The organism is Streptomyces sp. NPDC001415, assembly GCF_053597395.1.
In genome coordinates this window covers 1-26,883 of record NZ_JBSFIE010000026.1, presented here as the reverse complement: position 1 = coordinate 26,883, position 26,883 = coordinate 1, and the positions used below count along the sequence as shown (strand labels likewise).

The 26,883-nt window shown below is 71.4% G+C and carries 22 protein-coding genes; 15 read left to right on the top strand and 7 right to left on the bottom strand.

The features are described 5' to 3' along the window. Window positions 1-42 precede the first annotated feature (42 nt). Together ACWC2B_RS27980 and ACWC2B_RS27975 are read right to left on the bottom strand one after the other, a co-directional pair. Complete coding sequence (locus ACWC2B_RS27980) at window positions 43-1,104, bottom strand: DUF2637 domain-containing protein (RefSeq protein WP_450721292.1); 1,062 nt, start codon at window positions 1,102-1,104, stop codon at window positions 43-45. A 236-nt stretch (window positions 1,105-1,340) separates the two neighbouring features. Next, entirely contained in the window at window positions 1,341-2,189 is an 849-nt protein-coding gene (locus ACWC2B_RS27975; RefSeq protein ID WP_450721290.1) for a (2Fe-2S)-binding protein, read from the bottom strand. A gap of 123 nt (window positions 2,190-2,312) precedes the next feature. Between ACWC2B_RS27975 and ACWC2B_RS27970 the strand changes: the two genes are divergently transcribed. Beyond that, entirely contained in the window at window positions 2,313-3,071 is a 759-nt protein-coding gene (locus tag ACWC2B_RS27970) for a GntR family transcriptional regulator (RefSeq protein ID WP_450721288.1), read from the top strand. 177 nt (window positions 3,072-3,248) lie between these two features. After that, window positions 3,249-3,518: a hypothetical protein gene (locus tag ACWC2B_RS27965; protein ID WP_450721286.1), complete on the top strand. Its 270-nt coding sequence runs from the start codon at window positions 3,249-3,251 to the stop codon at window positions 3,516-3,518. Between the two features lie 18 nt (window positions 3,519-3,536). Here the strand turns inward: ACWC2B_RS27965 and ACWC2B_RS27960 are convergent, their stop codons facing one another. Both ACWC2B_RS27960 and ACWC2B_RS27955 read right to left on the bottom strand, forming a co-directional pair. Then, window positions 3,537-4,310, bottom strand: a complete 774-nt coding sequence (locus tag ACWC2B_RS27960; protein WP_450721284.1) for a hypothetical protein — start codon at window positions 4,308-4,310, stop codon at window positions 3,537-3,539. Window positions 4,311-4,484: 174 nt separating this feature from the next. After that, window positions 4,485-6,155: a PucR family transcriptional regulator gene (locus ACWC2B_RS27955; protein WP_450721282.1), complete on the bottom strand. Its 1,671-nt coding sequence runs from the start codon at window positions 6,153-6,155 to the stop codon at window positions 4,485-4,487. A 263-nt stretch (window positions 6,156-6,418) separates the two neighbouring features. Here ACWC2B_RS27955 and ACWC2B_RS27950 point away from each other — a divergent pair, with 263 nt between their 5' ends. From ACWC2B_RS27950 to ACWC2B_RS27930, 5 genes are all read left to right on the top strand, one after another. Then, entirely contained in the window at window positions 6,419-7,315 is an 897-nt protein-coding gene (locus ACWC2B_RS27950) for an FAD binding domain-containing protein (RefSeq protein ID WP_450721280.1), read from the top strand. A 2-nt stretch (window positions 7,316-7,317) separates the two neighbouring features. Beyond that, window positions 7,318-7,911 (top strand): (2Fe-2S)-binding protein, encoded by a 594-nt coding sequence (locus ACWC2B_RS27945; RefSeq protein WP_450721278.1) that lies wholly within the window; start codon window positions 7,318-7,320, stop codon window positions 7,909-7,911. Between the two features lie 2 nt (window positions 7,912-7,913). Beyond that, window positions 7,914-10,319 carry a xanthine dehydrogenase subunit D gene (gene pucD, locus ACWC2B_RS27940; RefSeq protein ID WP_450721276.1) on the top strand — a complete coding sequence of 802 codons (2,406 nt, stop codon included), beginning with the start codon at window positions 7,914-7,916 and terminating at the stop codon, window positions 10,317-10,319. A gap of 353 nt (window positions 10,320-10,672) precedes the next feature. Beyond that, window positions 10,673-12,136 (top strand): NCS2 family permease, encoded by a 1,464-nt coding sequence (locus tag ACWC2B_RS27935; protein WP_450721274.1) that lies wholly within the window; start codon window positions 10,673-10,675, stop codon window positions 12,134-12,136. A gap of 46 nt (window positions 12,137-12,182) precedes the next feature. Further along, window positions 12,183-13,334: an XdhC family protein gene (locus tag ACWC2B_RS27930; protein ID WP_450721272.1), complete on the top strand. Its 1,152-nt coding sequence runs from the start codon at window positions 12,183-12,185 to the stop codon at window positions 13,332-13,334. Window positions 13,335-13,357: 23 nt separating this feature from the next. On the opposite strand, the gene ACWC2B_RS27925 is transcribed toward ACWC2B_RS27930, so the two are convergent. Continuing rightward, window positions 13,358-14,341 (bottom strand): DUF5937 family protein, encoded by a 984-nt coding sequence (locus tag ACWC2B_RS27925; RefSeq protein ID WP_450721270.1) that lies wholly within the window; start codon window positions 14,339-14,341, stop codon window positions 13,358-13,360. Between the two features lie 56 nt (window positions 14,342-14,397). Between ACWC2B_RS27925 and ACWC2B_RS27920 the strand changes: the two genes are divergently transcribed. From ACWC2B_RS27920 to ACWC2B_RS27905, 4 genes are all read left to right on the top strand, one after another. After that, a complete protein-coding gene (locus ACWC2B_RS27920; RefSeq protein WP_450721268.1) occupies window positions 14,398-15,642 on the top strand; it encodes an MFS transporter in 1,245 nt (414 codons plus the stop codon). Between the two features lie 79 nt (window positions 15,643-15,721). Beyond that, entirely contained in the window at window positions 15,722-16,954 is a 1,233-nt protein-coding gene (locus ACWC2B_RS27915) for a GNAT family N-acetyltransferase (RefSeq protein ID WP_450721266.1), read from the top strand. Window positions 16,955-17,326: 372 nt separating this feature from the next. Next, window positions 17,327-18,229, top strand: a complete 903-nt coding sequence (locus ACWC2B_RS27910) for a polysaccharide deacetylase family protein (RefSeq protein WP_450721264.1) — start codon at window positions 17,327-17,329, stop codon at window positions 18,227-18,229. 289 nt (window positions 18,230-18,518) lie between these two features. Then, window positions 18,519-20,015 carry an IMP dehydrogenase gene (locus ACWC2B_RS27905; protein WP_450721262.1) on the top strand — a complete coding sequence of 499 codons (1,497 nt, stop codon included), beginning with the start codon at window positions 18,519-18,521 and terminating at the stop codon, window positions 20,013-20,015. A gap of 66 nt (window positions 20,016-20,081) precedes the next feature. On the opposite strand, the gene ACWC2B_RS27900 is transcribed toward ACWC2B_RS27905, so the two are convergent. Further along, on the bottom strand, window positions 20,082-20,846 hold the full coding sequence (locus ACWC2B_RS27900; protein WP_450721260.1) for an SDR family NAD(P)-dependent oxidoreductase: 765 nt from the start codon (window positions 20,844-20,846) through the stop codon (window positions 20,082-20,084). Window positions 20,847-21,279: 433 nt separating this feature from the next. On the opposite strand from ACWC2B_RS27900, the gene ACWC2B_RS27895 reads away from it, so the two are divergent. Next, window positions 21,280-21,483: a cold-shock protein gene (locus tag ACWC2B_RS27895; protein ID WP_035796868.1), complete on the top strand. Its 204-nt coding sequence runs from the start codon at window positions 21,280-21,282 to the stop codon at window positions 21,481-21,483. 384 nt (window positions 21,484-21,867) lie between these two features. Continuing rightward, window positions 21,868-23,388, top strand: coding sequence for a DEAD/DEAH box helicase (locus ACWC2B_RS27890; protein WP_450721257.1), 1,521 nt, complete (start codon window positions 21,868-21,870; stop codon window positions 23,386-23,388). A gap of 28 nt (window positions 23,389-23,416) precedes the next feature. On the opposite strand, the gene kdpB is transcribed toward ACWC2B_RS27890, so the two are convergent. Then, complete coding sequence (gene kdpB, locus ACWC2B_RS27885) at window positions 23,417-25,582, bottom strand: potassium-transporting ATPase subunit KdpB (RefSeq protein ID WP_450721255.1); 2,166 nt, start codon at window positions 25,580-25,582, stop codon at window positions 23,417-23,419. Window positions 25,583-25,997: 415 nt separating this feature from the next. Between kdpB and kdpF the strand changes: the two genes are divergently transcribed. Together kdpF and ACWC2B_RS27875 are read left to right on the top strand one after the other, a co-directional pair. Beyond that, window positions 25,998-26,087: a K(+)-transporting ATPase subunit F gene (kdpF, locus tag ACWC2B_RS27880; RefSeq protein ID WP_063801986.1), complete on the top strand. Its 90-nt coding sequence runs from the start codon at window positions 25,998-26,000 to the stop codon at window positions 26,085-26,087. Window positions 26,088-26,095: 8 nt separating this feature from the next. Beyond that, window positions 26,096-26,883: potassium-transporting ATPase subunit KdpA (locus ACWC2B_RS27875; protein ID WP_450721252.1), on the top strand; the 788-nt coding region annotated here is incomplete at its 3' end.

Sequence of the window (26,883 nt, the reverse complement as noted above, 5' to 3'; positions counted from 1 at the left end):
CTCCGTGGGAAGACCGCTCAGGCACTGGCGCGTGCCCGGCGGCTAGCCGAACTGCTGCTCAAGATCCTTGAGCTTGCGCTCCAGGGAGTCGAGCCGGGGCAGCGCCTGGGTGTCGTCCTCGGCGGTGAGGTCCACGGTCCTGGCGGCCGAGGACTCAGCGGTCCCGATGGCCGCGAGGGAGGGCCGGGTACGCAGGGGCAGCGGTCCTTGCTCTGCTATGGCCGGCTCCGCGACAGCCTTGGGCTGCGCGGAGCCTTGGCCGGCGCCGATTCCCTGGACGTCGACCTGGCGGCCGCCGCTCCTGCCGCGCCCCCAGGCCCGGTTCTGCCGGCTGAGCGCCTTGAAGTGCGCCCGGTCGAGCTTCTCCTGGTCGCGCCTGCGGAGCTTGTTCTCCTCCTTGGCCCGCTTGTCCTCGCGCACCTCTTCGACCGCCTCGTCCAGGGTGCGTACGCCCTCCAGGAGCATCAGCGACCAGGCGCCGAAGGTCTCCCTGGGGGCCCGCAGCCACCGTACGATCCGGATCTGCGGCAGGGGTCGCGGCACCAGGCCCTGCTCGCGCAGGGCCGCCCGGCGGGTCTGCTTCAGCGCGCGGTCGAAGAGCACCGCCGCCGACAGCGACATCCCGGCGAAGAACTGCGGGGCGCCCGCGTGGTCCATGCCGCGCGGCGCGTGCACCCAGTTGAACCAGGCCGCGGCGCCCGCGAACGTCCACACGAGGAGCCGCGAGCCGAGCGCGGCGTCGCCGTGGCTGGCCTCGCGCACCGCGAGTACGGAGCAGAACATGGCCGCGCCGTCGAGGCCGAACGGGACCAGGTACTGCCAGCCGTCCGTCAGATTGAGGTTCTGCCGGCCGAAGCCGACCAGGCCGTGGAAGGAGAGCGCGGCGGCGACCGCCGCACAGCAGAACAGGAGCACATAGGAAGCGGTGCCGTACACCGCCTCCTTCCTTCTGCGGCGCTCCTCACTGCGCTCCCAGGAGTCGTCGCCGGCGGCGTTGTCACCGGCGCGCTTGCCGCGCGCGAGCACTACCAGAGCCACGACGACCCCCACGATCATCACGCTGCCCGGAAGCAGCCAGTCCAGCGATATGTCGGTCAGTCGCATGCGGTGTCCCTTGCATCGCGTAGGGCGTATCGGCCGCCATACTGCTCCTGCCGTACGGGGCGGCAGGGGCTTTCGGGGCAAGAGGGCGCCAACAACTGGCGACGGCAGTCGGATAGGGGGGATTCGATCGAACTTCCGTGCCCGGCGCGCGAGTTGAGTTCGACTGGCGCTCACCCGGACGGGTGGCGTGGACGCGGAGCCGGTGTCCGAACCCTGTCCGGCTCGGTCACGGGCTCTCAGGAGGCGGCGCTGAGCCTCTGGACGCGGTCGGCGTCGCAGGTGCGCGGACAGGTCACGCAGGTGTCCTCGGGGCGCACGGTGTAGAAGAAGCAGCAGCTCGCCCGGTCTCGGGTCGGCAGGCGCCGCCCGTCGGGCGCGGTCAGCTCCCGGAACCCGGGGGTGCCCACATACGGCTTGGCGGTGCCGGGGAGCAGCGCGTCGAGCTCGGCCATCGCGCGCGGCTCCTCGCCGAGCAGTGAGCCGATGTACCAGAGCCCCTCGACGACCTCGTCCGTCGCCATGCCCCACAGCGCCCGCTTGCCGCGCCGCATGCGCGGGCCGAACCCGTCGAGCACCGGCCCGACGTGCTCGGCCACCGCCGCCCGCACCTCGCCGCGCAGCGCCTCTTCGTCCGGTACGACGCGGGCGCCGGGGAGTTCGGCCGCCGGGTCGTCCGGCAGGCAGGCGAACTCCCTTACCCGTACGGCGAGTTGACCGAGCGTCCGCTGGAAGGACACGTCGTCGACCGGCACCCGCGGCACCCGGCGGTGCAGAAACCACGGCACCGTCACGAGGAGGCAGACGGGCCAGGCGTAGCGGTGGAAGCCGAACGAGGCGATGACATCGGGGCGGGCCTGGTGCCCGTAGTCCCGTACGACCTGGGCGTTGTCCCAGGCCAGGAACGCGTCGAGGGCGGTGCCGCCCGCCGCGAGCTCCGCCGCGCCGACCCAGCCCGCACCGCCCGGAGCCCGCTCGGTGCCGGCCAGCTCCGTGATTCCCAGCCCGGGAAAGACCTCGGCCAGGCGGGCGTAGGAGTCCGCGACGGGGCTCGGCGCGGGGCTGGGCAGCAAGGCGGAGACGGTCATGCGGGACCACCGAATCACGATCGTTAACAGGTAAGGCTTACCTTAGCGGATGAGAGCGATGTTTGAACTCGCGCTTTGTCCGCCTATGGTCTGTGTGGGGCAGGTGGAGCCGTAGGAGGCCGGGTGGAACAGGGCAGGGCGCGCGAGGCCGTGGTGCCTCCGTACGGGCCACCTCGCGTTCCCGGCCAGGGCAAGGGCGGCGAGAGCCTCGGTGAGGTGCGCGGTGAGCACACCCACAGCGAGCCGCCGGCCCCCCGCACCATCCACCGCCACTCGGTGCGCGGCCAGATCCTGGCCGCGCTACGCACCGCCCTGGTCGACGGCGATCTCGTGCCGGGCGAGGTGTATTCGGCACCGGCGCTAGGCGAGCGGTTCGGGGTCTCCGCGACCCCTGTGCGTGAGGCGATGCAGCAGCTCAGCATCGAGGGCGCCGTCGAGGTCGTGCCGAACCGGGGCTTCCGCGTCACCGAGCGCAGCGCGCGCGAGCTCGCGGAGCTCGCCGAGGTGCGCGCCATGATCGAGGTCCCGGTGATGCTGCGCCTGGCCCGTACGGTTCCGGCGGCCCGCTGGGCCGAGCTGCGCCCGCTCGCCGAGGCCACCACCGAGGCCGCCGCGACCGGCGACCGGGCCGGCTATGCCGAGTGCGACCGTGCCTTCCACCGCGCGGTCCTCGCCCTGGCGGGCAACCAGCAGCTCGTCCAGGTCGCCGACGATCTGCACCGGCGCGCCCAGTGGCCGCTGACCGCCGCGCCGGTCGCGCGCCGCGCGGACCTGGTCGCCGACGCGGCCGAACACCTGGCCCTCCTGGACGCCCTGTGCGCCCAGAACCTGCCGGTCGTCCAGTCCCTCGTACGGGAACACTTCACGGGCTCGGCGCTCTGAGGGTGCGCGCTGAAGGGCTGCGCCGCTGAACGGGCGTGCCGCTGGACCCCGGCCCGTCACGGCCGCGTCCGCGCTGTGCAACAGCTCACACCGCGAGGAACCCGGACCGTCAACTGCCGCGTCCCAGCCGGTACTTGGAAGTACCGCACGTCGGGGGGCGTCATGCCGGATCCGTGGATGCAACAGCAGCAGTGGCAGAGCCGGCAGGCCGCAGATGCGGCTCGGCGCGCGTCCGAGCGGGGACGGGACGCGCACCGGCTCGCCCAGAACTCGGCGCGGCGCGGCTCCTCGGGCCGCGCCACCAGCCTGATCCAGCTCGTCATCCTGATCGCGGCCGTCGTCTACCTAGCCGATCACCCCGATGTCCGAGCCACCCTGTGGGGGTACGCCCAGCACGCCTGGAGCCACCTCAACGCCCTGATGGACGACGCGCGTTCGGGCAGCTGAAGTGGACCTGGCGGAACGTCAGGTCGCGGCGGGCCGGGGCGGCGCGGCCCCCAGATGGGCCGCAAGCCACGTGGGGACGCCGAGGAGGCGGACGAGGCGGGCCGCCTCCGTGCGCAGCCGGGTCGAGACCGGCTCCTCCTCGGTGTCGGCGAGCGCCGCCAGCGCGGGAGCCGTGCCGATGAGGTAGCCGAGCTCCTCGCGGATGCGCAGGGACTCGGTGAAGCCGTGCCGCGCCTCCGCCAACTCGCCGTCGCGCAGGGCGAGTCCGGCCAGATGGCGCCAGGTGAAGGAGAGCAGCAGGGTGTCGCCGTGGGCCGCGGCACCCTCGTGGGCGCGGCGGTAGGCGGCGCGGGCGGCCTGCGGCGCGTCGGCCACGTTCTCGGCGAGCAGCCCGCGCCGGAAGTCGAGTAGCGCCCGGCCGCGTCCCGTGGGCGCGGTCAGGGCGGCGGCCCGGCCGAGGGCGGAACGCGCCTCGTCCGCCCGGTCCCGTACCCCGAACAGCGTTGAGGCGTACGCGAGATAGCCGCGCTCGCAGGCGGCGGCGCCGCGCTCCTCGTCGCTGCGGGCGACGGCCTCGGCGCCGCGCAGCGCCTCGTCGGCCTCCGCCCAGCCGGATTCGGTGTAGACGCAGCGCTCGGTCAGCAGGGCGGTGCGCTGGAGCGCGCCGGCCGCCGCGCCCGCATGCGGTTCGAGCAGAGCGGCGGCGTCCGTCCAGCAGCCGCGCGAGCGCAGCCGCCATACCGCGGTCTGGAGCGGATCCCCGTCATCTGCAGTCGTTCCGGAACCAGACATGGCGGTATGCGCCACGTTGCCCTCCCCGAGCGCGCCATCGAGCTGCTGAGTAGATCCGCATCTCAACACGGAATGGCACGCCGGGCCAAGGGGGGTGCGTGAATGAGTTCACAATCGTCCGACGCTGTCCGGGATCGACTGCCGCGGGTCCGGGCGGGGGCCGGACACAGGCTCTCAGCTCATCCGGAGCGCCAGGAAGAAGTCCAGCTTGTCCTCAAGCCTGGACAGGTCACGGGCCGTCAACTGCTCGATCCTGCCCACCCGGTAGCGCAATGTGTTGACGTGCAGGTGCAGCCGTGTGGCGCACCGCGTCCAGGAGCCGTCGCAGTCGAGGAAGGCCTCCAGGGTCGGGATGAGTTCGGCCCGGTGGCGCCGGTCGTAGTCGCGCAGCGGGTCGAGCAGCCGGGCGGTGAAGGCGCGCCGCACGTCGTCCGGCACGAACGGGAGCAGCAGCACGTGCGAGGCCAGCTCGTGGTGGCCGGCCGCGCACACCCGGCCGGGGCGGGCGGCGGCGACCCGGCGGGCGTGCCGGGCCTCCTCCAGGGCGCCGCGCAGCCCCTCGGCGGAGTGCACCGCGGCGCTGACACCCAGTGTCAGGCGGCCGTCGTCGGCGAGGCCCGCCGAGAGCGGGGTGCGTACGGCGGCCAGGAGCGCGTCGGCGTGCAGGCCGTCCTCGGCGCCCTCGGGCGTGACCGCGGGCAGCGGCACGAGCGCGATCGCCTCGTCGCCCGCGTGGGCCACCGCGATCCGGTCGGAGGACTCGGGGCCGACCACCGCGGGGTCGACCAGGATCTCCTCCAGGAGGGACTGGGCGACCGGGCCGCCCTCGATCTCCGCACCGGAGTCGCGCTCCCAGTCGACCCGGGCCACCACGACCTGCCAGTGCGGCGCCGAGCCGAGCCCCGGCAGCAGCACCGGGGCCGCGACTCTGAGCCGGGCCGCGATCTCGGCGGGCGCGGCGCCGGTCTGCACCAGCTCCAGGACCTCCTGGGCGAGCCGGCGGCGCACCGAACGGGCCGCGTCGCGCCGGTCGCGCTCGACCGCGATGAGCTGGGTGACGCCCTGGAGCAGGTCGAGCCGGGCGGCCGGCCAGTCGCTCGCGTCGGCCTCGACGGCGAGCAGCCAGTCCGAAAGCACCGTCTCGCGCACGTCGCGGGCGGCGGGCGCGGCGCCCCGCCCGTTGTTGCGGATCGGGAACAGCGAGTAGGTCGCGCCCTCGACGGAGGCCCGGTGCGGGCCACGGCGGCCGGTGCGGGTCGCGGCCAGGTGCTCGGCGGCCAGCGCGGCGCCGACCGCCGGGGTCAGCGCGTCGCCGGCCCCCGCGATCTGGCGGCCGGTCGGAGAAAGCACCCAAGCCCGCAGGTCGAGGTCCGAGCCGAGCAGGTCGAGGACCACCTCGGGGCCGCCGCCCGCAGGACCTGACGTCATCAGCCTGCGATGGCGGTCCACGACGGCCGCGAGGTCGCCCGCACGCTCGCCCGAGACCTGCCGTACGACGTGCTCGGTGATGGTTGCGAAGGCGACCGACTCGTTCACCGCGAACAGCGGGAGGCGGTGACGAGAACAAGCCAACACGAGATCGTCGGGGATGGCGCCGAGCTCGGCTTCGCCGGCCGCCAGGCCCGCCACGCCGGCACTCGCGAGGATGCGTACGAATGGCTCGGAATCTTCGGCGTCCCGGCGCCAGGCGAGACCCGTCAGGACCAGCTCGCCACCCGTGAGGTAGCGGCTCGGATCCCGCAGGTCAGTGGTCATTACTCCCCGCACCGTGCGGTCCAGCTCGTCCTCGCCGCCGAGCAGCCGCAGCCCCAGCGCGTCGGTTTCCAGAAGTGCGCGCAGCCGCATCGCGTGTCGCCGCCGATCTGTCTTGATGTTGCCGTTGGAAAGCGGTGAGGTAAACGAGCACCGCCTTTCATACGAATCTACAAGACGTGAGCGGAGACCAGCCAACTCCTTCATGGTTTCGGTGACTGCACCCGAGGGATCGGGGCTTGTGTACTGATTCCACACCGCGTTAACAGCACATGAACGACTGAGATGTCGAGGGCCTGCCGTCCCCGGGACCCGCGCGAACGACCCCGAATTTGAGAATCGGAAGAGAGCCACTCATGGACTTCCTTCGCCCCGCCAGCTGGGAGGAGGCGCTCGCCGCCAAGGCAGAGCACCCCACCGCTGTGCCCATTGCGGGTGGCACCGATGTGATGGTCGAGATCAACTTCGACCACCGGCGGCCCGAGTACCTCCTGGACCTGAACCGCATCGGCGAGTTGGCCCAGTGGGAGGTCGGGGAGGACAGCGTCCGGCTCGGACCCTCCGTCCCGTACACCAAGATCATGGAGAACCTGCGGGTGGAGCTGCCGGGTCTGGCGCTCGCCTCGCACACCGTCGCCTCCCCGCAGATCCGCAACCGCGGCGGCGTCGGCGGCAACCTCGGCTGCGCCTCGCCGGCCGGTGACGCGCACCCGGCGCTGCTGTCCTCCGGCGCGGACGTCGAGGTCGAGTCGCAGGCGCGCGGCGTGCGGCTGATTCCGATCGACGAGTTCTACAAGGGCGTCAAGCGCAACGCTCTTGAGGCGGACGAGCTGATCAAGGCCATCCACATCCCCAAGGCGGACGGCCCCCAGCAGTTCTCCAAGGTCGGCACCCGCAACGCCATGGTCATCGCGGTCTGCGCGTTCGGCCTGGCGCTGCACCCCGAGACCCGTACGGTCCGCACCGGCATCGGCTCGGCCGCTCCGACCCCCATCCGGGCGAAGGCGGCCGAGGAGTTCCTGAACGCGGCGCTCGAAGAGGGCGGCTTCTGGGACAGCGGCAAGATCATCACCCCCTCGGTCGCGAAGCAGTTCGCCACGCTCGCCTCGGGTGCCTGCAACCCGATCGACGACGTACGCGGCACCGCGAACTACCGCCGTCACGCCGTCGGCGTCATGGCGCGCCGCACGCTGATGTGGACCTGGGAGACGTACCGCGGCGACAACGGCCGCACCCTTGAAGGAGCTGCATAACCATGCGCGTCAATTTCACGGTCAATGGCCGTAAGCAGGAGGCCGACGACGTGTGGGAGGGCGAGAGCCTTCTCTACGTCCTGCGCGAGCGCATGGGTCTTCCGGGTTCGAAGAACGCCTGTGAGCAGGGCGAGTGCGGTTCCTGCACGGTCCGCCTCGACGGTGTTCCGGTGTGTTCGTGTCTGGTCGCGGCCGGTCAGGTCGAGGGCCGCGAGGTCGTCACCGTGGAGGGCCTGGCCGACTACGCCGCCCACCGCACCGACGCCCACCCCGGCGGCGCCTGCGCCTCCGGTTCCTGCGGTACGTCCGTCGACGCCGCCAAGCGGTGGCAGGCCAAGCCCCAGGACGGTCAGACTGGAGAGGCGGGCGCGCTCTCGCCGATCCAGCAGGCGTTCATCGACGCCGGCGCCGTGCAGTGCGGTTTCTGCACCCCGGGTCTCCTGGTCGCCGCCGACGAGCTCCTGGAGCGCAACTCCGAGCCGTCCGACGCGGACATCCGCGAGGCGCTCTCCGGCAACCTGTGCCGCTGCACCGGTTACGAGAAGATCCTCGACGCGGTCCGCCTCGCGGCCGCCCGTCAGGAAGAGGCGGTCTGATCATGGCGCAGAACACCCGCACCACTCCGGCCGGTACGCCCACCAACGTCACCCAGAACCACACCAAGGGCGGCATCGGCGAGTCGACGCTCCGCCCGGACGGCACCCTCAAGGTGACCGGTGAGTTCGCGTACTCCTCGGACATGTGGCACGAGGACATGCTGTGGGGCCAGACGCTCCGCTCCACCGTGGCCCACGCCGAGATCGAGAACATCGACATCTCCGAGGCCGTCGCGATGCCCGGCGTCTACGCCGTGCTCACCTACGACGACCTGCCGGCCAAGATGAAGAACTACGGCCTCGAAATCCAGGACACCCCCGTCCTGGCCCACGGCCGGGTCCGCCACCACGGTGAGCCGGTCGCCCTCGTGGCCGCCGACCACCCGGAGACCGCCCGCCGCGCGGCCGCCAAGATCAAGATCGACTACAAGGAACTGCCGGTCGTCACGGACGAGGCCTCCGCCCTCGCCGCCGACGCGCCGCTGATCCACGAGGGCCGCGACGACCACCACGCCGGTCACGTCCCGCACCCCAACATCGTGCACCGCCAGCCGATCATCCGCGGCAACGTGGAGGAGGCGCGCAAGCGCGCCGACGTGATCGTCGAGGGCGAGTACACCTTCGGCATGCAGGACCAGGCCTTCCTCGGCCCGGAGTCCGGCCTCGCCGTGCCCGCCGAGGACGGCGGCGTCGACCTGTACGTAGCCACCCAGTGGCTGCACTCGGACCTCCAGCAGATCGCCCCGGTCCTGGGCCTGCCGCCGGAGAAGGTCCGCATGACGCTTTCGGGCGTCGGCGGTGCCTTCGGCGGCCGCGAGGACATCTCGATGCAGATCCACGCCTGCCTCCTGGCGCTGCGCACGGGCAAGCCGGTCAAGATCGTCTACAACCGGTTCGAGTCCTTCTTCGGCCACGTGCACCGCCACCCGGCGAAGCTCCACTACGAGCACGGCGCCACCAAGGACGGCAAGCTCACGCACATGAAGTGCAAGATCGTCCTGGACGGCGGCGCCTACGCGTCGGCCTCCCCGGCGGTCGTCGGCAACGCCTCCTCGCTCTCCGTCGGCCCCTACGTCGTCGACGACGTCGACATCGAGGCGATCGCGCTCTACACGAACAACCCGCCCTGCGGCGCGATGCGCGGCTTCGGCGCCGTCCAGGCATGCTTCGCCTACGAGGCCCAGATGGACAAGCTCGCGGCGAAGCTGGGCATGGACCCGGTCGAGTTCCGCCAGCTCAACGCCATGGAGCAGGGCACGATCATGCCGACCGGCCAGGTCGTGGACTCGCCGGCCCCGGTCGCCGAGCTGCTCCGCCGGGTCAAGGCCCGCCCGATGCCGCCCGAGCAGCAGTGGCTCGCGGCGGGAGAGGCCGCCGATGTGCGCGCCCTGCCGGGCGGCCTGTCCAACACCACGCACGGCGAGGGTGTCGTACGGGGCGTCGGCTACGCGGTCGGCATCAAGAACGTCGGCTTCTCCGAGGGCTTCGACGACTACTCGACCGCCCGGGTGCGCCTGGAGGTCATCAACGGCGAGCCCGTCGCGATGGTCCACACGGCCATGGCGGAGGTCGGCCAGGGCGGTGTCACCGTGCACGCCCAGATCGCCCGTACGGAGCTGGGCGTCACGCAGGTGACCATCCACCCGGCCGACACCCAGGTCGGCTCCGCCGGTTCCACGTCCGCCTCCCGGCAGACGTACATGACCGGTGGCGCGGTGAAGAACACCTGCGAGGCCGTCCGCGCCAAGGCCCTGGAGATCGGCCGCCGCAAGTTCGGCTCCTACCACCCCGCCTGGGCCACCGCCGAGCTGCTGCTCGAAGGCGGCAAGGTCGTCACCGACGGCGGCGAGGTCCTCGCCGACCTGGCGGACGTCCTGGAGGGCGAGGAGATCGACGTCGAGCTGGAGTTCCGGCACCGCCCGACCCAGGCCTTCGACCTCGTCACCGGCCAGGGCAACGGCCACGTCCAGTACACGTTCGCCGCGCACCGCGCGGTGGTCGAGGTGGACACCGAGCTCGGCCTCGTCAAGGTCGTCGAGCTGGCCACCGCCCAGGACGTCGGCAAGGCGCTCAACATGCTCTCCGTCGTCGGCCAGATCCAGGGTGGTACCACCCAGGGCCTCGGCGTCGCGGTGATGGAAGAGATCATCGTGGACCCGAAGACCGCGAAGGTGCGCAACCCCTCCTTCACGGACTACCTGATCCCGACGATCCTGGACACCCCGACCATCCCGGTCGACGTCCTGGAGCTCGCCGACCCGAACGCGCCGTACGGCCTGCGCGGTCTCGGCGAGGCCCCGACCCTCTCGTCCACCCCGGCCGTCCTCGCGGCGATCCGGGCGGCGACCGGTCTGGAGCTCAACAAGACCCCGGTCCGCCCCGAGCACCTCACGGGCACCGGCGCCTGATCCCACCCCGGGGATCCCCAGATCCCTCCGGGCGGTGCGTGCCTCCCAGGAACGTCACAATTCCGTCGCCCGCACCGCCCGGAGCAATCAAGTACCGCACCGCTCGCGGTCCTCGCAGTAACCGGCAACACCCGCAGTACCAGCACCACCAGCAAAACCGAGTCACACCAGCAACACCCGTAGCCATCTGCACTGCGGTACCGGTCCCGGTACCCCGGCAGGAGCAGACACCGTTCGTCTCGGGCCGTCCCCCGGGTCGTGCAGCCCACGCACCATCCCAAATCCCGCAGCTTGTCTGACCTGAGGACTCAAGTCTTATGCGGGTGCCCCTGTGAACCTTGGGAGTAGGCACCATGACCCAGCAGTCTGTGGAGCCGAAGACCACCGCTGAGGACGCGGGCTCCGGCTCCCGTCCCCAGGCCGGCAGGTCTTGGCTCGACCGGTACTTTCACATATCCGAGCGAGGATCCACGTTCGCGCAGGAAGTGCGCGGCGGCATCACCACCTTCATGGCGATGTGTTACATCCTCCTGCTCAACCCGCTGATCCTCTCGACGCCCGATGTCGACAAGCACACGCTGGGCCACGCGGGCCTGGTCACCGCCACCGCGGTCGCTGCCGCGGCCAGCACCCTGCTGATGGGCTTCATCGGCAAGGTCCCGCTCGCGCTCGCCGCCGGACTGAACGTCTCCGCGGCCCTGACCACCCAGGTGGTCCCGAACATGACGTGGCCGCAGGCCATGGGCATGTGTGTCATGTACGGCGTCGTGATCATGCTGCTGGTCGTCACCGGCCTCCGCGAGATGATCATGAACGCCATCCCGCTGGCGCTCAAGCACGCGATCACCATGGGCATCGGCATGTTCGTCGCCCTGCTCGGCCTCGTGAAGGCCGGATTCGTGGGCAAGGGCCCCGAGCACGGACCGCCGGTCACCCTCGGCGCCACCGGACAGCTCGTCGGCTGGCCCGTCTTCTTCTTCGCCATCACCCTGCTGCTGATCTTCGCCCTCCAGGCCCGCAAGGTGCCCGGCGCGATCCTGATCGGCATCGTCTCCGGCAGCGTCCTGGCCTTCGTGGTCACCAAGGTCGCCGGCCTGACCGACGCGGACTGGGGCGGCACCGCCCCCGGCCTCAGCGGCAGCGCGGTCTCCACACCCGACTTCGGCCTCTTCGGCCACGTCGAGTTCGGCGGCTGGAGTTCCATCGGCGCCATCGGCGTCGGCATGATCGTCTTCACCCTGGTGCTCGCCGGCTTCTTCGACGCGATGGCCACCATCATCGGCGTCGGCCAGGAGGCCAAGCTCGCCGACGACAAGGGCCGCATGCCCGGCCTGTCCAAGGCACTGTTCATCGACGGTGCGGGCGGCGCGATCGGCGGCGTCACCGGCGCCTCCGGCCAGACCGTGTTCATCGAGTCCGCCTCCGGCGCCGGTGAGGGCGCCCGTACCGGCCTCTCCTCGGTCGTCACCGGCCTCTTCTTCGCGGCCTGCCTCTTCTTCACCCCGGTCACCCAGCTGGTGCCGGCCCAGGTCGCCTCCGCCGCCCTCGTCGTCATCGGCTCGATGATGATGAGCGCCGCCAAGCACGTGGACTGGAGCGACCGTTCGGTCTCCATCCCGGTGTTCCTCACCGTGGCGCTGATGCCGTTCACGTACAACATCACCGCCGGTGTCGGCGCGGGCGTCGTCGCCTACACCGTGATCAAGGCAGCACAGGGCAAGTGGCGCGAGATCGGCGGGTTCATGTGGGCCCTGACAGCCGTCTTCACCATCTACTTCGCCCTCCATCCCATCGAGAGCTGGCTCGGCGTCAAGTAGCGGCAGCGCCGCTGACGCCCTCCACACATCCGTAAGGAGACCGAACATGCTGGACATCGCCGAAGAGCTGAACCGGTGGGTCGAGCAGGGACGCGAGTTCGCCGTGGCCACCGTGGTGGCCGTCGGCGGCAGCGCGCCCCGGCAGCCGGGGGCCGCCCTCGCCGTCGACAGCGACGGCACGGCGATCGGCTCGGTCTCCGGAGGATGTGTGGAGGGCGCTGTCTACGAACTCTGCCAGCAGGCGCTCGACGACGGCGAAACCGTCCTGGAGCGCTTCGGCTACAGCGACGAGGACGCCTTCGCGGTCGGCCTGACCTGCGGCGGTGTCATCGACATACTCGTCACCCCGGTCCGCACCACCTCGCCCGCCCGTGAGGTGTTCGCGGCCGCCCTCGCCACCGCCGCGCGCGGCGAGGCCGCCGCCGTCGCCCGGATCACCGACGGCCCCTCCGAGCTCATGGGCCGCGCCCTGCTCGTGCACCCGGACGGCACCCACGAAGGCGCGCTCGGCGGACACCCCGAGCTGGACCGCGCCGTGGCCGACGAGGCCGCCGCCATGCTGGACGCGGGCCGCACCGGCACGCTCTCGCTCGGCGCCGACGGCCGCCTGTGCGGCCAGCCGCTCACGATCCTGGTCGAATCGAGCGTCCCGGCCCCCCGGATGATCGTCTTCGGCGCCATCGACTTCGCTTCCGCCCTGGTCAGGGTCGGCAAGTTCCTGAACTACCACGTCACCGTGTGCGACGCCCGGCCCGTCTTCGCGACGAAGACCCGCTTCCCCGAGGCGGACGAGATCGTCGTGGAGTGGCCGCACAAGTACCTGGAGCGCACCACTACCGACTCCCGCACGGTCCTGTGCGTCCTGACCCACGACGCCAAGTTCGACATCCCGCTCCTGGAGACCGCGCTGAAACTGCCGGTCGCCTACGTCGGCGCGATGGGCTCGCGCCGCACCCACCTGGACCGCAACGAGCGGCTGCGCGACGTGGGCGTCACCGAACTCGAACTCAACCGCCTGCGCTCCCCGATCGGCCTCGACCTCGGCGCCCGTACGCCCGAGGAGACCGCCCTGTCGATCGCCGCGGAAATAGTCGCCAACCGGCGCGGCGGCAGCGGCGTCTCGCTGACCGGCGCCCACACCCCGATCCACCACGACGGCAAGGACAAGCCGGTGGGGCGCATCGGTTCGGTGGCCTAGCCACACCCCGGCCGTCGCTCCGGTCAGCCGCCGCGCGCCAGTTGTTCGCCCAGCTCCGTGCGGGCGTAGAGCACCACCCGGCCCGCCCGCGCGCGGCCGACCAGGCCGGTCCGGTGCAGCACCGCCAGATGGTGGGAGACCGCGCTCGCCGTGACGCCCAGGCGCCGGGCGAGCTCGGTCGTCGACGCCGGGCCCGCGAGCGCGAGCAGCAGCGCCGCCTTCGGCCGGCCCACCAGCGAGGCGAGCGCGCCCGCGTGGCGCGGCGGCCGGGTCTCCCACAACGTGGCGACACCCCGCGCCGGATACGCGATCGTCGGCCGTTCCTCGGCCCCCACGGGACTGATCGTGTGCTGCGCGAACAGCGTCGGTACGAGCCAGAACCCGCGCCCGCCGACCTCCGCGGCCAGATGCAGATCCCGGTGCACGAACAGGGTGAGGCGCCCGTTGTCCCACGTGGCCGACGGATCGAGCGACGTGAGCAGCGCGGCCGCGCCCTCCCGGGCCAGCAACCGGGCCCGGTGCACCATGTCCGCTTCGAGTACGGCCCGCATGCGCGACCAGTGCGGGGCGATCGCCAGTTCCCAGTACGCCTCCACCACATCCGCGATCGCCTCCCTCAACTGCCGTGAATCCGAAGCCAGTTGGGCGAGCCGGGGTCCCAGCGGGCGGCTCGCGTACGCGGCCCGCACATCGAAGAGGACCTTGTCCGCAGGGGTCGCCCGCACCCGGCGCAGCTCGTCCGCGACGTCCGGCAGCGGCGAGTCGGGGCGCGGCGTGATGAAGTCGGGTATCCAGCCGCTGCCGCCCACCGCGAGCTCGCCGAGCAGCTCGGTGTCGAGGCCGCCCGCCGAGGCCAGCGCCTCGCGCGTACGGCGTATCCACGGAAGGTGCAGCGCGTACTTCTCGGGTCGGCGCAGCGCCCACAGGCTGGTGGCCGTCTCCAGCAGCGGTGAGCAGGCGAAGCGCATGTCGGCGAGGTCGTCGACGCCGAGTCGGTAGCTGAGCATTGAGGCAGAGCCTAAATCTCTGTCGCCCGGCCGCTCAAGGCCGTTGAGTGGGAGCCATGTCCTCCACCTCCACCGGGGCGGCAGCACTGCTGCCGCCCCGCGGTCCGCTGCGCGCCTACGCCGTCACCACTCTGATCGACTGGATCGGCAACGGCCTCTTCCACACCGGCGCCATCGTCTTCTTCACCCGCGTCGTCGGGCTCGGCGCCGCCCAGGTCGGCCTCGGCCTCACCGTGGCCGCACTGCTCGGCCCCGCCGCGTCCGTCCCCGCCGGACGGCTCGGCGACCGGCTCGGCCACCGCCGCGTCTACCTCACGACGGTCCTCATCCGCGCGGTGGCCTTCGCCGGATACCTCTTCGTCACCTCCTTCGCCGGCTTCCTCGCCGTGGTCTGCGCGATCACGCTGGCCGAGAGCGCGGGACGGCCGGTCAAGAACGCCTACCTCGCCCAACTCGCCGACCCCGCAGCCCTGGTGGGGGCCAGCGCGTACAGCAGGGTGATGCTCAACATCGGCTTCTCGATCGGCAGCCTGGGCGCGGGCGCGGCACTCGCCCTCGACTCGCACACCGGGTACGCGGCGCTCGTCCTCGGCAACTGCCTCTCGTACGTGATCGTCGCGGCGGTGCTCCTTCGGATGCCGGAAGGTGAGAAGGCCGCGCCCACACCGGGCCCGGCCCGGCGCGGCGCGCTGCGCGACGGCCGCTTCCTGCTCCTGGCCGCGCTCTCGGGGCTCCTCTACGTCAGTGCCGACATGCTCAACATCGGCCTCCCGCTGTGGATTTCGGAGCGCACCGAGGCGCCGCGCTGGTCGATCGCCGGCCTCATGCTGCTCAACACGGCGCTCGCGATCCTGCTCCAGGTGCGCGCGGCACGCGGCAGCGACACCGTCCCCGGGGCCGCCGTGGCGGGCCGCCGGTCGGGCGTGGCGCTGCTCGCCGCCTGCGCGGTGACCGCGACGACGTCCACGCTGCCGCCGGTGGCCGCGGTCGCCGTCCTCGCCGCCGCGGTCACCCTGCTCACCGCGGGCGAGCTGCTCTCCTCGGCCAGCGGCTGGGGCATCTCCTACGGCCTGGCCGCGCCGGAGCGGCAGGGCGAGTACCTCGGCGCCTGGACCCTGTCCTCCGACCTCGCGAGGGCGGGCGGCCCGCTGCTCGTCGCGGTCCTGGTCGCCCACGGGGGCGGTACGGGCTGGCTGGCGCTCGGCGTCCTGTTCCTGGCGGCGGGCACGGTCACGGTGCCGGTGGCCGGACGGGCCGTCCGCGCCCCGAGCACCGTGACCGCGGAACAGAGGGTGGGCTGACGTGCGGCGCCCGGGGCTCCGCCCCCGACCCGGGCGATATGCGAGTGACGGCCCGTTTTCACCGGGTTAGGGTCGCCGCATGAGCGAGCTGGAGTTCCGCGACGTGCCCGAGTCCGACGTCGACCGCGCCCTGGAGCTCTGGTGGCTCGTCTTCCACGACCGCCCCGACGAGAAGGAGAAGCGCGCCTACCACCGCGCGATGGTGCTGCGCTGCGACCGCATCGGGGCGTACGACGGGGACGCGCTCGTCGGCTTCCTCGTCGCCCACCGCTTCACCCTGTCCGTACCAGGCGGTGAACTCCCCTGCCCCGGGCTCACGTTCGTCTCCGTCGCCCCCACCCACCGCCGCCGCGGCGTGCTCTCCGGCATGATCGCCGAGGTGTTCCGCCGTTGCGCCGAACACGGCCGGCCCATCGCCGCGCTGTGGGCCTCCGAAGCCGCCATCTACGGCCGCTTCGGCTTCGGCGCGGGCACCTACGGCACCTCGGTCGAGATCAACTCCACCCGCCCGCTCGCCCTGCGCATCGACCCCGACCGGCGCCCCCTGCGCCTGATCGACCCCGACGACGCGCCCGCCGAACTCGGCCCCTACTACGAGGCGACCCGCACCCGCCGGGCCGGGCGCATCGCCCGCGACACCGGCCGCTGGCGCGGCGAGTGGCTGCCCGAGACCGACGAGGACGACGAGGAACTCGGCCCGCCCCGCATCGTCGGCCTCGGCGCCGCGGACGAGCCGCTCGCCGGGTACGCCGTCTACCGCACCCGGCGCGAGGACGACCCCGCAAAGCCCGGCACCGTCCAGGTCGCCGAGCTGGAGGCCGACACCCCGGCGGGCGAGGCCGCGCTGTGGCACTACCTCGCCGGCATCGACCTCACCGGCACCGTCCGCGCCTGGGGCCTGGCACCGGACGACCCGCTGCTCCTGTTCGCCACCGACCGGGACCAGGTCAGGGCCGTCGCCGAGTTCCCGGCGCTGTGGATCCGCCTCGTGGACGTCGGCGCCGCGCTCACCGCCCGCTCCTGGGCGGCCGAGGCCGCGCTCGTCCTGGAAGTCCGCGACGACCGCATCCCGGCCAACGCGGGCCGCTTCCGCCTGACGGCCTCCCCGCACGCCTGCACCTACGAGCCGACCGGGGCCCCGGCCGACCTCACCCTCGACGTGCGCGACCTGGCCGCCTGCTACCTCGGCGGCACCGAGGTCCGTCGCCTGGTCCTCGCGGGCCTGGTGACCGAGCACACCCCGGGCGCGGCACAGGCCCTGGACGAGGCACTGCGTACCGTGGAACTGCCGCACACCGTCGACGAGTTCTGATCGGCCGGGGGAGAAGGCGGGGGGATCTCGCGCAGAAGTGACGAGTCTCTCGTACGGGGGCGGGGCGGGCCGGGACGAAGGTCCTTCGGTGAAATGCCTGCTCGGACCGGGAACCGTAAGGCCCCTTGAAGGGGTCTTTGCCTGCGCGTTAGGGACCAAAGTCCCGGCGCGCGGCACCTGCACCGAACCCCTCGTATCACTGAGGTCGCGTCAACACCCCTGCCCTCCAGGGAAGTTGCCGGAAAACGGGTGTTTTCCGGCGATACCCGCCTGGAGAATTCACATTTCGGGATTCGAGCGCGATCGTGCGATCGTGGCCAATCGGTGAAGCTCCGCTGCCGTACCGGCATGTACCGAGGGGATGGGGAAACCATGGCGCGACTGACCGCCCACACACGCCGCATCGTGATGGCCGCAGCGGCGGCCGTGGTCCTGACGGGCGGCGTGGCCGCCGCGGTGTTCCTCGGCAGCGACACCTCCGCCGACGGTCCGGGCCCCGCCCTCGCCCACTCCTCCTCCGCCGGCAAGTCCACCGGCAAGTCCGACGACAAGCCCGGCCACCCGAGCGGCAAGCCGGGGCCCTCGGGATCCGGCGGCGGCGACAGCGCGCCGGACGGCTCGGACGGCTCCGCCGACTCCACGGGCCCCGCCGCGCCCCCCGGCGCCACCGGGATATCCGAGACGATCGACCACGCCACCGAGAGCGGCGGCAAGTCGGTCTCGATCACCATCGACGACGGGCCGAGCCCCGTGTGGACGCCGAAGATGCTCGCCGTCCTCAAGCAGTACAACGTCAAGGCGACCTTCTGCATGATCGGCCCGCAGGCCAAGGCCAACCCCGACCTGGTCAAGCAGATCGTCGCGGCCGGCCACCGGCTCTGCGACCACACGGTCAGCCACGACGAGGCCATGAACAAGAAGCCCGTCGCCTACCAGAGCTCCGAGGTCCTCGACGCCCAGAAGATGATCGAGGACGCGGCCGACGGCGCCAAGGTGCAGTACTTCCGGGCCCCCGGCGGAGCCTTCACGCCCGACAACCGGCACATCGCCGCCGGTCACGGGATGCGGCCGCTCGGCTGGAACGTCGACACCAAGGACTGGAAGCAGCCCGGCACCGCGGCGATCGTGAAGACGGTGAAGCAGGAGATCAAGAGCGGCCCGATCGTGCTCTTCCACGACGGCGGCGGCGAGCGCGCCCAGACGGTCGCCGCCCTGAAGGAAGTGCTGCCCTGGCTGGGGCAACAGGGCTACACCTTCAGCTTCCCCGCCGTCTGACGCGTCTCGCTCCTGACGGCCCGTCATATACCGGGCGGGCCGCCGGGATCGAGCAGATACGGCAGCTCCGCCGAAGCAGGCCCCTCGATTAGTGCGGAGGCCGGGCAATCGATAAGGTGCCTGGTCACGACCGCAACCCGTTCGATCCACGGGCCGGTCAGGGCTCCGCCGCGGTTCGTGGCACCTCCACGGCCGCTGTGCCGACTCCTGCCCGCCCGGGCCCTGGAACACGGGGGGCGATCTTCACGGCGGGGCAGTCGGGCCCCTGCCGACGGGGTCAGGAGGAACAGTGGCACAGGTCATCGCCGAGGTCTCACGGACGTTCAACGAGTTTCTGCTCCTGCCGAACCGGACCCGGACGGACTGCTCGCCCGCGACGGTGGACCTGCGTACGCCCCTGGTGCGGCACGTCGCGGGCGAGCGGTCGGCGATCGAACTCGGCTCTCCGTTCACGTCCGCGATCATGCAGGCCGTCAGCACCCCGGAACTCGCGATCGCCCTCGCGCGCAACGGCGGTCTCAGCTTCCTGCACCACAACCAGTCCATCCAGGATCAGGCCGCGGCCGTGCGCCAGGTGAAGAACTTCAAGGCCGGGTTCGTCACCAGCGACACCAACGTCCGCCCGGACGACACCCTGAGCCACCTGGTCGCCGTCATGCAGCGCACCGGGCACAGCACCGCCGCCGTCACCGACGACGGCACCGCCACCGGCCGCCTGCTCGGCCTGGTGACCTCCCGCGACTTCCACCCCCAGCGCCACGACCTCGACGGGCCGGTGGCCGGCCGGATGACCGCCATCGCAGAGCTGCCCCACGCCGAGGCCGACACCACGCTCTCCGAGGCCAACGCCCGGCTGTGGGACCAGCGCCTCGACTGCCTCCCCGTCCTCGACGCCGAGGGCCACCTGCAGTACCTGGTGTTCCGGTCCGACTACGCGGACAACAAGCGCTTCCCGAACCAGGCCGTGGACGCCGCCAAGCGGCTGCGTGTGGGCGCGGGCGTCAACACCCACGACTACCAGGAGCGCGTCCCCGCCCTCCTTGAGGCGGGCGCGGACGCCCTGTGCTTCGACTCCTCCGACGGCTACAGCGACTGGCAGGCGCAGGCGCTGAGCTGGGTGAAGAAGCACTACCCGGAGATCCCGGTCGGCGGCGGCAACGTGGTCGACGGCGAGGCGTTCACCTTCCTCGCCGAGGCCGGTGCCGACTTCGTCAAGGTCGGTGTGGGCGGCGGCTCGATCTGCATCACCCGCGACCAGAAGGGCATCGGTCGCGGCCAGGCCAGCGCCGTCCTCGACGTCGCCGCGGCCAGGGACGCCTTCCGCGAGCGCACCGGCGAGTACGTGCCGATCTGCTCCGACGGCGGCCTGGTGCACGACTACCACGTGGCTCTGGCGCTCGCGATGGGAGCCGACTTCGTCATGATGGGGCGCTACTTCGCCCGCTTCGACCAGGCGGCCGGCGCGAAGCTCCCCACCCGGGACGGCTTCGTGAAGGAGTACTGGGGCGAGGGATCGAACCGGGCCCGCAACTGGCAGCGCTACGGCCAGGGAGGCCAGGGGCTGATCTTCGAGGAGGGCGTCGACGGCTACGTCCCGTACGCGGGCGACCTCAACGAAGGCTTGGCCACGACCGTGGCCAAGCTCAAGACCACGATGGTCTCCTGCGGCTCCAACACCCTGCCGGAGTTCCAGTCCACGGCCCGCCTGACCCTGGTCTCCGACCAGAGCTTCCAGGAGAGCCACGCGAACGTCACCCTGCGGGACACCCCGGCGACCATCGCGTGAGTACGCGGCCGTAGCCCCCGGGGCGCTGCGGGCCGGCGGACCCCGCCCGCAGCGCCCCGACCGCCGTCACTTCGCGGGCGTACGCGAGCGGGCCATCCGGGCCGCGACGGTGCGCGGCACATGACGTACGGCGAGGGCGTACGCCTTGTACTGGAGCCCCGTGATGCTCACCGGACGCCTGCGGCGCAGATCCTTCAGGGCCTGCTCCACGACCTTCTCGGCGTCCAGCCAGGCCCACTCGGGAAGCGAGCTGACGTCCATGCCGGCCCGCTTCTGGAACTCCGTCCGCGTGAAACCGGGCACGAGCGCGAGGACGCGGACACCGTGCGGGGCCAGATCGATGCGCAGGGACTCGCTGAACGCGGTCAGCCACGCTTTGGCGGCGCCGTACGTGCCGGTGGGCAGCAGGCCCGCCACCGAGGAGACGTTGAGAACGACACCCCGCTTGCGCGCGGTCATCCCCGGCACGGCCGCGTGCGTGAGCCGCAGCGGGGCCCGCACCAGCAGATCGAGCATCCGCTCCTCGTCGTCGATCGGGCTGTGCGGGAACGGCGCGGGAAGGCCGGAACCCGCGTTGTTGACCAGCACGTCCACCGGGTCCTCGGCGGCGGCGAGCCGCTCCTCGACCAGGCGGCACTGCGTCGGATCGACCAGATCGGCGGCCAGCGTCTCGACCCGCACGCCGTACCGGGACCGCAGCTCCTCGGCCGTCTTGCGCAGGCGCTCCTCGTCCCGGGCGACCAGCACGAGCGAGCACCCGAAGCCCGCGAAGCGGTGCGTGAAGGCGGCGCCGATGCCCGAGGTCGCACCGGTGATCAGAACAGTGGTCATGGCGGCTCTCATTTCTCCGTGGGCCAGGGGGGGGCGCGGGGGCCGCCCGCGCACCGCCCCAGTGTTCGCGGACTGCGCCGAAGATCAAGTGTGAGGGCCCATAACTGGCCACTTCGGACACCCTGTTGAGAGGGCATCGGCGTCGGGGAACCTGAATATTTGTCGCCGGGGCCACGGAAATTTACGCAAAGTGCGGCGAGGCTTCCTGGCGGCGCGCGCAAAATAGTAGTATTTGCCGTGCCGTCTCGTCGGAACCGTGCTACTGTTGATCCCAGTTGCAGTTGTGGTTCCCAAAGACTTCAAGTGCCTCGATGGTTTTATGCCGTCGGGCGCTTTTGTATTTCCGGTGCTTTTTCCGGACGGGGCATCATCACAGTAACGACGGGGTCAGCACAGTGCGGACCCCCGGGCATTGCCCCGAAGGAGATATGACATGGCTACTGGCACCGTGAAGTGGTTCAACGCGGAAAAGGGCTTCGGCTTCATTGAGCAGGAGGGTGGCGGCCCGGACGTCTTCGCCCACTACTCGAACATCGCCACCCAGGGCTTCCGTGAGCTTCAGGAAGGCCAGAAGGTGAACTTCGATGTCACGCAGGGCCAGAAGGGCCCGCAGGCCGAGAACATCACGCCTGCCTGACGCTGAAGCGTTTTCTGCACGCGGCTGGGGCTCGCACCTTGGGGTGCGGGCCCCAGCCCGTTGCTGTTCCACCGGGCCCGCCGTCACCTCGTGACGGCATTTTCACGGCCCGCGGGACATCGGGCGCCGCCCGGCTGTCCCGCCACGCAGCGGAGAGACGACCTCGGCCACGGCCGGGGTACGCATCTGCCCGCTGTCCTGATCCGGCCCGTCCGCCTTCCCAGGCGGCGGCTGCCCGGCATTCCGACAACGGGCGGGGAATTTCCGCGCCCTCGTGCGGCCGGATCGGAATTCGACTTCTGTTTCCGGCTCGTTCTTGCGATGTCCCGGCCGCTCCATTCGGCCGGGCTCCCTCGATACGTGCCATATCGAGGAAGGTTCTCGTTGAACCGTTCAGCTCGCACGAACGACCGCTACTCCGCCGCCCGTAAGAGCGGCGCCGACCGCGGGGCCCGCTTCCGGCCCCAGGGGCAGAACCGCTCCGGCGGCGGCCGCAGGCCCGCCGCACCGCAGGGCGAGTTCGCCCTCCCCGTGACCGTCACCCCGGCCCTGCCGCCGGTCGCGAGCTTCGGCGACCTGGACATGCCGGCCGAGGTCCTCGACCTGCTGACCAGCCTGGGCATGAACGAGCCGTTCCCGATCCAGTCGGCCACCCTGCCGAACTCGCTCGCGGGCCGCGACGTCCTGGGCCGTGGCCGCACCGGCTCCGGCAAGACCCTCGCCTTCGGCCTCGCCCTGCTCGTCCGCACCGCCGGGCGCCGCGCCGACTCCAAGAAGCCCCTCGCCCTGATCCTGGTGCCCACGCGCGAGCTGGCCCAGCAGGTCACCGACGCGCTCACCCCGTACGCCAAGGCCCTGCGGCTGCGGATGGCCACCGTCGTCGGCGGCATGTCGATCGGGCGCCAGGCCGGTGCGCTGCGCTCCGGCGCCGAGGTCGTCGTAGCCACGCCGGGCCGGCTCAAGGACCTCATCGAGCGCCGCGACTGCCGCCTGGACCAGGTGGACATCACCGTCCTGGACGAGGCCGACCAGATGGCCGACATGGGCTTCATGCCGCAGGTCACCGAGCTCCTCGACCAGGTCCGCCCGGACGGCCAGCGGATGCTGTTCTCGGCCACCCTGGACCGCAACGTCGACCTCTTGGTCCGCAAGTACCTGCACGACCCGGTGGTCCACTCCGTCGACCCGTCGGCGGGCGCGGTCACCACGATGGAGCACCATGTGCTGCACGTGCAGAGCGCCGACAAGTACGCCACGACTACCGAGATCGCGGCCCGCGAAGGCCGGGTGATCATGTTCCTGGACACCAAGCACGCCGTCGACCAGCTCACCAAGCACCTGCTCCAGAGCGGCGTGCGGGCAGCCGCGCTGCACGGCGGCAAGTCCCAGCCGCAGCGCACCCGGACGCTGGCCCAGTTCAAGACCGGCACCGTGTCCGTCCTGGTCGCGACCAACGTCGCGGCGCGCGGCATCCATGTCGACAACCTCGACCTGGTGGTCAACGTCGACCCGCCGACCGACCACAAGGACTACCTGCACCGCGGCGGCCGCACCGCCCGCGCCGGCGAGTCCGGCAGCGTCGTCACCCTCGTACTGCCCAACCAGCGCCGCGAGATGAGCCGCCTGATGATGGCCGCCGGGATCACCCCGACGATCACCCAGGTCCGCTCCGGCGAGGCCGAACTGAGCCGCATCACCGGCGCCCAGGCCCCCTCCGGGATCCCCGTCAGCCCCGCGGCGGCCCCGGCGGAGCGCCCCAAGCAGCGCGGCCAGGCCCCGTTCCGCGGCCGCGGCACCGCCCGCGGTCAGGCCGGCGGCGGCCGCACGGGTGGCTCGCGCCGCGCGGGCGAGACCCGTGAGATGGCCGAGGCCCGCAAGGCCGCCCGGGTCCGCCGCGCCGCCTGATGCCCACGGGGTGGCCGGCCGACACCGGTCACCCCAGGCCCGGCACCGTCGACACGACCAGGTCGATGAGCTTGATCCCGACGAACGGCAGCACGAGCCCGCCGAGTCCGTACACCGCCAGGTTGCGGCGCAGCAGATCGTGCGCGGAGGCCGGGGTGTAGCGCACGCCGCGCAGGGCGAGCGGGATCAGCGCCACGATGATCAGCGCGTTGAAGATGATCGCCGAGGTGATCGCGGACGTCGGGCTGTGCAGGCCCATGACGTTCAGCGCGCCGAGCCCCGGATAGGCCGCGGTGAACATCGCCGGGATGATCGCGAAGTACTTCGCGACGTCGTTCGTGATGGAGAACGTGGTCAACGCGCCCCGGGTGATGAGGAGTTGCTTGCCGATCTCGACGATCTCGATCAGCTTCGTCGGGTTCGAGTCGAGGTCGACCATGTTGCCGGCCTCCTTCGCGGCCGACGTACCGGTGTTCATCGCGACACCCACATCAGCCTGGGCGAGGGCGGGGGCGTCGTTGGTCCCGTCGCCGGTCATCGCGACCAGCTTGCCGCCGGCCTGCTCCTTCTTGATCAGGGCGAGCTTGTCCTCGGGCGTTGCCTCCGCGAGGAAGTCGTCCACCCCGGCCTCTTCGGCGATCGCCTTCGCGGTCAGCGGGTTGTCCCCGGTGATCATGACCGTACGGATGCCCATGCGGCGCAGTTCCGAGAAGCGTTCCGCGATGCCGTCCTTGACGACGTCCTTGAGGTGGATCACGCCGAGGACGCGGGGCCCGTTCCAGTCGTGCACGCCGACGAGCAGCGGGGTGCCGCCCGAGGCCGCGATGGAATCCGCGAACCACCGTGCCTGGTCCGGGACTTGACCGCCGTACATCGCCACCCACTCGATCACCTGGGCGGCGGCGCCCTTGCGGATGTGGGACACGGCGCCGTTCTGCCAGCGCAGGTCCACCCCGCTCATCCGGGTCTGCGCGCTGAACTCCACGAAGCGGGCGCCGCGCAGATCACCCTCGGCCGGCTCGCGCAGCCCGTATCGCTCCTTGGCGAGCACCACCACCGAGCGGCCCTCGGGCGTCTCGTCCGCGAGCGAGGCCAACTGGGCCGCGTCCGCGAGGTGCGTCTCCTGGACCCCGGGCATCGGCACGAACGCCGCGGCCTCCCGGTTGCCCAGCGTGATCGTGCCCGTCTTGTCGAGCAGCAGCGTATTGATGTCGCCCGCCGCCTCGACCGCCCGGCCGGACATGGCAAGCACGTTGCGCTGCACGAGCCGGTCCATGCCGGCGATGCCGATCGCGGAGAGCAGGGCGCCGATCGTGGTGGGGATCAGCGTCACGAGCAGCGCCACCAGGACGGTGGTGGACTGCGCGGCATTGGCGTACTCGGCCATCGGCTGGAGCGTGACCACCACCAGCACGAAAATGATGGTGAGCGCCGCGAGCAGGATGTTCAGCGCTATCTCGTTCGGTGTCTTCCGCCGGGCCGCGCCCTCCACCAGCGCGATCATCCGGTCCAGGAAGGAGTGCCCGGGGCGGGACGTCACCCGGACTACGATCTGGTCGGACAGGACGGTCGTGCCGCCGGTGACGCCGGAGCGGTCGCCGCCGGACTCGCGGATGACCGGCGCGGACTCGCCGGTCACGGCCGATTCGTCGACGGCGGCGACCCCGTCCACGACGTCGCCGTCCGCCGGAATCATCTCGCCCGCTCCGACGAGCACGAAGTCGAACGGTTTGAGGTCGGTGGCCGCGACGGCCTCGGTCCTGGCGTGGTCCAGATCGGTGCCCACCCGCCAGTTGTCCCGCAGCCGCAGCGCGACGGTGTCGGTACGAGCCCGGCGCAGCGACTCGGCCTGCGCCTTGCCCCGGCCCTCGGCGACGGCCTCCGCGAGGTTGGCGAAGATCACCGTGAGCCACAGCCAGACGCCGATCACCCACGTGAAGACGGACGGGTGGACGAGCGCGGACAGCGTGGTCAGCGCCGCCCCGATGGCCACAACGAACAACACCGGCGTACGCACCAGGTCCCGCGGATGCAGCTTGCGCAGCGCATCGGGAAACGACTTCAGGAGTTGTACGGGTTCGAAGAGCCCGCCGGGCCGCTTCGACCGGCGCGGCCCTGGCCCCGGCGGATTTCTGGGCGGCGGGCCACTGGGGGCCAGGACGGTCGGGGCCTGCTGGGGGGCGGCGGGAGACATGCACGACCTTCTGGTGGGTCCGGCAGCCGGACGCGGTTCAGACACGGCCGGTGAGCGGCCGAACGGAAATCTAGGTCATCGCCGGAGCCCAACTCGCCTGATTCCACGGGTATTTACGGCTCTCTGACAGCGCGGGACGGCGGCGTCAAAGCCGCGACAATACGGCTGAATCGCCCTCCTCTGTGTGCCGGGCGGCCTCCCGGGGTCAGGGGCGTATGAGACCCGTCAAGGAGTCGCAGAGGGGCGTAAGAGGGGCGTCAACGGAGGCCGAAAGCGTCCGGTGAGGAGGTTTCCTCAGGGGGTCCGTTCTTTTCGAGCCTCTTCAGGAGTTCACGATGGCCGACGTGGCCTTCGTCGTCACCACGATCGCGGTTTTCGCGCTGGTGGCGCTCATCGCCAAGGGGGTGGCGAAGCTGTGACTGCCGAGAACATCGTCGGTCTGATCGTGGCCGTCGCCCTGCTGGGTTACCTCGTCCTCGCCCTTGTGTACCCGGAGAGGTTCTGAGCACCGCTATGTCTCCTGTTGTTGCTGGTGTGCTCCAGTTCCTCGCGCTCGCGGTGGCGCTGGGTCTGGCATACCGTCCGCTCGGCGATTACATGGCCCGGGTCTACTCCTCCGACAAGCACCTGCGTGTCGAGAAGTGGATCTACAAGGCCATCGGCGCCGACCCGTCCACCGAGATGCGCTGGCCCGCCTATCTGCGCGGCGTCCTGGCCTTCTCCGCGGTGAGCGTCCTCTTCCTGTACCTGATGCAGCGCCTTCAGGGCTCACTGCCCGGCTCGCTGGGGTTCGTGTCGATCCCGGCGGACCAGGCGTTCAACACGGCCGCCTCCTTCGTGGCGAACACGAACTGGCAGTCGTACTCGGGCGAGCAGACGATGGGCCACGTCGTGCAGACCGGTGGCCTGGCGGTGCAGAACTTCGTCTCCGCGGCTGTCGGTATCGCCGTGGCCGTCGCCCTGGTGCGGGGTTTTGCCCGGTCGCGTACCGGTGAGCTGGGGAACTTCTGGTCGGACCTGGTGCGCGGCACGGTCCGGATCCTGCTGCCGATCTCGGTGATCGGCGCGGTCGTCCTGGTGGCGTGTGGCGCCATTCAGAACTTCTCCGGCATCCACGAGGTCGGCCAGTTCATGGGCGGCTCGCAGCAGTGGAACGGCGGCGCGGTCGCCTCGCAGGAGGCCATCAAGGAGCTGGGTACGAACGGCGGCGGTTACTTCAACGCCAACTCCGCCCACCCCTTCGAGAACCCCAACGGGTTCACCAACCTCTTCGAGGTCTTCCTGATCCTGGTGATTCCGTT

Coding starts and splice junctions, on each gene's coding strand:
- ACWC2B_RS27980 (WP_450721292.1), bottom strand. CDS start 1,104: ATGCGACTGACCGACATATCGCTGGACTGGCTGCTTCCGGGCAGCGTG.
- ACWC2B_RS27975 (WP_450721290.1), bottom strand. CDS start 2,189: ATGACCGTCTCCGCCTTGCTGCCCAGCCCCGCGCCGAGCCCCGTCGCG.
- ACWC2B_RS27965 (WP_450721286.1), top strand. CDS start 3,249: ATGCAACAGCAGCAGTGGCAGAGCCGGCAGGCCGCAGATGCGGCTCGG.
- ACWC2B_RS27960 (WP_450721284.1), bottom strand. CDS start 4,310: ATGTCTGGTTCCGGAACGACTGCAGATGACGGGGATCCGCTCCAGACC.
- ACWC2B_RS27955 (WP_450721282.1), bottom strand. CDS start 6,155: ATGCGGCTGCGCGCACTTCTGGAAACCGACGCGCTGGGGCTGCGGCTG.
- ACWC2B_RS27950 (WP_450721280.1), top strand. CDS start 6,419: ATGGACTTCCTTCGCCCCGCCAGCTGGGAGGAGGCGCTCGCCGCCAAG.
- ACWC2B_RS27945 (WP_450721278.1), top strand. CDS start 7,318: ATGCGCGTCAATTTCACGGTCAATGGCCGTAAGCAGGAGGCCGACGAC.
- pucD (WP_450721276.1), top strand. CDS start 7,914: ATGGCGCAGAACACCCGCACCACTCCGGCCGGTACGCCCACCAACGTC.
- ACWC2B_RS27935 (WP_450721274.1), top strand. CDS start 10,673: ATGACCCAGCAGTCTGTGGAGCCGAAGACCACCGCTGAGGACGCGGGC.
- ACWC2B_RS27930 (WP_450721272.1), top strand. CDS start 12,183: ATGCTGGACATCGCCGAAGAGCTGAACCGGTGGGTCGAGCAGGGACGC.
- ACWC2B_RS27925 (WP_450721270.1), bottom strand. CDS start 14,341: ATGCTCAGCTACCGACTCGGCGTCGACGACCTCGCCGACATGCGCTTC.
- ACWC2B_RS27920 (WP_450721268.1), top strand. CDS start 14,398: ATGTCCTCCACCTCCACCGGGGCGGCAGCACTGCTGCCGCCCCGCGGT.
- ACWC2B_RS27915 (WP_450721266.1), top strand. CDS start 15,722: ATGAGCGAGCTGGAGTTCCGCGACGTGCCCGAGTCCGACGTCGACCGC.
- ACWC2B_RS27910 (WP_450721264.1), top strand. CDS start 17,327: ATGGCGCGACTGACCGCCCACACACGCCGCATCGTGATGGCCGCAGCG.
- ACWC2B_RS27900 (WP_450721260.1), bottom strand. CDS start 20,846: ATGACCACTGTTCTGATCACCGGTGCGACCTCGGGCATCGGCGCCGCC.
- ACWC2B_RS27895 (WP_035796868.1), top strand. CDS start 21,280: ATGGCTACTGGCACCGTGAAGTGGTTCAACGCGGAAAAGGGCTTCGGC.
- kdpB (WP_450721255.1), bottom strand. CDS start 25,582: ATGTCTCCCGCCGCCCCCCAGCAGGCCCCGACCGTCCTGGCCCCCAGT.